Annotated in this window: 3 protein-coding genes and 1 pseudogene; 3 read left to right on the top strand and 1 reads right to left on the bottom strand. The window is 38.3% G+C overall.

The features are described 5' to 3' along the window. Nucleotides 1–1,066: pseudogene (locus L2748_RS23315) on the top strand (hypothetical protein); the annotation flags it as partial. A gap of 210 nt (nucleotides 1,067–1,276) precedes the next feature. Here L2748_RS23315 and L2748_RS23310 read toward each other — a convergent pair. Next, the gene (locus L2748_RS23310) at nucleotides 1,277–1,414 is read right to left on the bottom strand and encodes a hypothetical protein (RefSeq protein ID WP_220783383.1); all 138 of its coding nucleotides are present in this window, start codon (nucleotides 1,412–1,414) and stop codon (nucleotides 1,277–1,279) included. Between the two features lie 760 nt (nucleotides 1,415–2,174). Here L2748_RS23310 and L2748_RS23305 point away from each other — a divergent pair. Further along, complete coding sequence (locus tag L2748_RS23305) at nucleotides 2,175–2,954, top strand: ParA family protein (protein ID WP_220783475.1); 780 nt, start codon at nucleotides 2,175–2,177, stop codon at nucleotides 2,952–2,954. Further along, on the top strand, nucleotides 2,947–3,354 hold the full coding sequence (locus L2748_RS23300; protein WP_220783474.1) for a hypothetical protein: 408 nt from the start codon (nucleotides 2,947–2,949) through the stop codon (nucleotides 3,352–3,354). Before L2748_RS23305 ends, L2748_RS23300 begins: the two co-directional genes overlap by 8 nt. Nucleotides 3,355–3,592: the final 238 nt, after the last annotated feature.

Genomic DNA, 3,592 nt, shown 5'->3' with positions numbered 1-3,592 from the left:
CATTGACGATATCATCAAGAATAATGACTTTATGAATGAGAGTATCGGTTATATCAATCATCAGGTGATTGCTACAGGTCTAACGAGCATTAATGGTAACCTCCTTGCTGTTCAATTATCTCAGCTGTTTAAAAAACTTAAAGAAGATCCTCTAATAGAACTTAGAACCCCCGAGTGTAAACAGGAGCTCACATCCATAGCTAATAATTGGCCACGAACAGTCGCTGGATATGATGAGTTTAAAGTAACAGATAAAGAAAGCACATTTAATTTTAGAACTGTTGTAGAAAGTAATAATCTTGTACTACTTGATGCCTATCAAGCCATGCGAGGCTATATTCCATCTTATGTACAAGACGTTAATAATGTGTTTAGCTTCGGACTTGGAATAGATATCAACCAGATGGTGCCGTCATTATCGGCAATCTGGGACGATATGTTAACGCCAGAGTATCAATGTGGACCTTTAGCGAAAATACAAGGGGAAATGAGTCAAAATAGCCCCGCAATGCTAGGTATGTTTACCGGGATGGCAAATGGTGTCAAAGGTTTTGGGGCGTCGCTTATTGATTACAAGATCAATGAAGATTTGGATAATCCGCAACTGGAAAGCTTAGATGCGGTAGTAAGCTTGTCAGCTGAAAACCCAAATGTGCTATTTAACTTGGCTAAAACGTTAGCACCGGAGTTAGCCGACATTCAGCTACCAACTAATGGCAACGCAATCGAGCTAAACACAATTATCCCTATGCCGGAAGAAATTAGAATCTCACCCAAATTGGCGATTAAGGGGGAGCATATAGTGTTGTTTGCTGGCGAAAAAGGGGAAGCCGTTGCAAATGCTCTAGGTGAAGAACCACTTGTCAGTAATGGTTTGATGGTCATATCTACCGACTACAGGAAGATATTTAAACCACTATTGAGCCTTTGGGATCTAACGGGTGAATCTATACCTGAAGACTTCAATAGAATGAAAGACTATAATATGCGATCTAGGTTTAGTTTAGATGTTGAACAAAAAGGCTTTGAGGTTGAATCATATATAAATTATTACTCAACTCAATAAACATTATATAGCCGCCTATTCATACAATAGGAATTTAACATAACGACAAATTGTATGCGACGCGATTGTAGACTCATGGCATTTTTGCCACGAAAGGCTTAAAACCCTGTGTTACCTCGCTCAAAAAGCGGTAAATCATGGCCTACAAAAAAGTGGTGAAATTCACCACTTTTGCCTTTTGGGGCGTTGAGGCTGAAAATGCAGTTAAACCTAAGATCCTCGTCGATAAGGTTCTATCTTTGGTTGCCAGGTGGTTGGTTGGCCTGCGAGCTCCTCTCTTACCTTTTCTCTGATTTTTATTCTTTTAGCCTTAGAAATTTTTTCAACTTTTGATTTTTCTTCTGTCATTTTAGTTCTAACTTCTCTAATTCATGATTATCTTAATTTGCAGTAGTCAGTTCTGTCCACTCCTGACATTTTGCGCAAACTGCAAATACAACTCTTCGAGTTTATAAGTAGCAAAAAAATTTACCAACTTAACGATCTCGATTTCATGACAACCAACAAAAAAATGGTCTTATGTCGAGGGGCTGTTGGGGATAGGAAGTCACTGTACCTAAAGAGCGACTTATCTTGGGTGGCTATAGTTTTTATGTTATCGCAGAAGATCTACCGCATTTAAGTTAACGCATTGATTAGGTTTTCGCCGTAACCATACCGTAACCGCTTATCTCATTGGGGTACACCCAAACACGAGAGGGTGCATCAAAATCCCTACCGTACAATAATTTCCGATATCCAAGTTCCCCCCAAGTTCGGGGAACCAATAAACATGTATATCATTGATACTATACATAACCAAACCCACTAACGGGCCACCTAACCTCACAAAAAAAATGTGCGTATAACATTAATACTATACGTAAGCACCCAAGGTAAGCCTAGGGAACCAATAAGCATGTATATCATTAATGCTATACATAGCCAAACCCATTAACGGGCCACCTAACCTCACAAAAAATGTGCGTATAACATTAATGCTATACGCACTATTGAAAAGGAGCAAAAAGGAGTTCATAATACAACCACAAACCTATGTATAACACTGATGATATACACAATAAAACACTCAACTAATCAACAACTTAACTGTAAAAAAGAGGGGTATATGACTCGTATATGTATGATCGGATGCAGGAAAGGCGGCGTAACAAAAACAACAACAACTGTTAATCTCGGGTACGAATTAAGTAAATTAGGGAAAAATGTTTTAATTATTGATTTTGACGGTCAAGGAGACACTACAAAATACTATGGCCAAGATGATTCAGAGTTTTATATTGGTGATGCACTAATTGACCGCAAATTTGATTTTAATAAGGCTATTTATCCAGCCATTGTAAATGGAATAGAGCAGGAGAAACTACATATAATACCTGGGCGTCGTGGCGACATCATGACCAAATTAGACATGGATATGATCTCGCTACCGAGAAGAGAAGAACGCCTAAAGCTTCATTTAGCAAAAGTAGCTCCATCGTATGAATTTATATTAATAGATACAACACCTGGGACATCTGTACTTGGTTTAAATGCTGTAATGGCCGCTACCGAATACATCTTTCCTACCGAGTTTAAAGAACACTCTTTAGACGGTGTTGAAACTTTACTAGAGCACATTCAAGACGTTCGATTTATAGAAGAAGACGAAATAAAGTTTCTTGTCGTTCCATCCAAGATCTCAAGAACAGCGAAAAGAGCCTTATCCTACGGTAAAGAATACCTAGCTGAACGCTGGCCTAAGAACACCTCAAAAACAGTAATATGGGAAAGAAGTTTATTTACAGAGGCAGAATTTGAACATGAACCAGCTTCAGTAATAAAAGCAGGGCATGTTGCAGCTAGTTATTATAAAGATTTAGCAAAGGAGCTTATCAAAAATGGATAATAAAAAATTAGATGAACTTCTAGCTAAGCAAAAATCAGGCAGGCTAAAACCCGCTGAGAAAGCTCAGTTAAAGAACTTACAAAGAAAGCAAAAATCAGAAGAAAATGGTGCCAATGAACATTCAGTAAAAACGAATGTATTTGGGCAAATAGCGACAACAAAGATCCATCCTAAACCAATAAGGTTCTTAGAGCACGAACTAACAGGTCTTGCAACTCGAAGGGATTCACTTAAAACGAATCAACCAGAAATGATAATAGAAGAGTTAGGTAGTTTAAGAGAGATCAATGACACCAAACTTATTAGAGCTGCAGTTCTATTACTCGCTGATGTAAGTGACGATGAATTAATTAAAGCAATTAAACAAGTGCAGTTGAATATGATAAGAAAACCCCAATAGTATGTATATCTCTAATGATATACATAGGGTTAATGAGGTTCTGCCGCATGGTTTTAGTTAAATGCAAACGTGCCGGTTCTGTCGCAAAGTTTTGCCTCACACATCTCGACTAATGAGGGTTCTTTGACTAAAAGAACGGTTTGTCACGGCTTTGTTGCAATACTCAATCTGTCTAGTCTTTGAGCATGCTCAGACCACTCGATAGCTATCAGGCATACCAAGGTGGGTGAAGCGATTT

Origin of the sequence: Shewanella sairae, assembly GCF_023283535.1 — a bacterium.
Classification (GTDB): Bacteria; Pseudomonadota; Gammaproteobacteria; order Enterobacterales; family Shewanellaceae; genus Shewanella; species Shewanella sairae.
The sequence above is the reverse complement of the archived record's forward strand: the minus strand, read 5'-3'. Positions and strand labels throughout refer to the sequence as shown.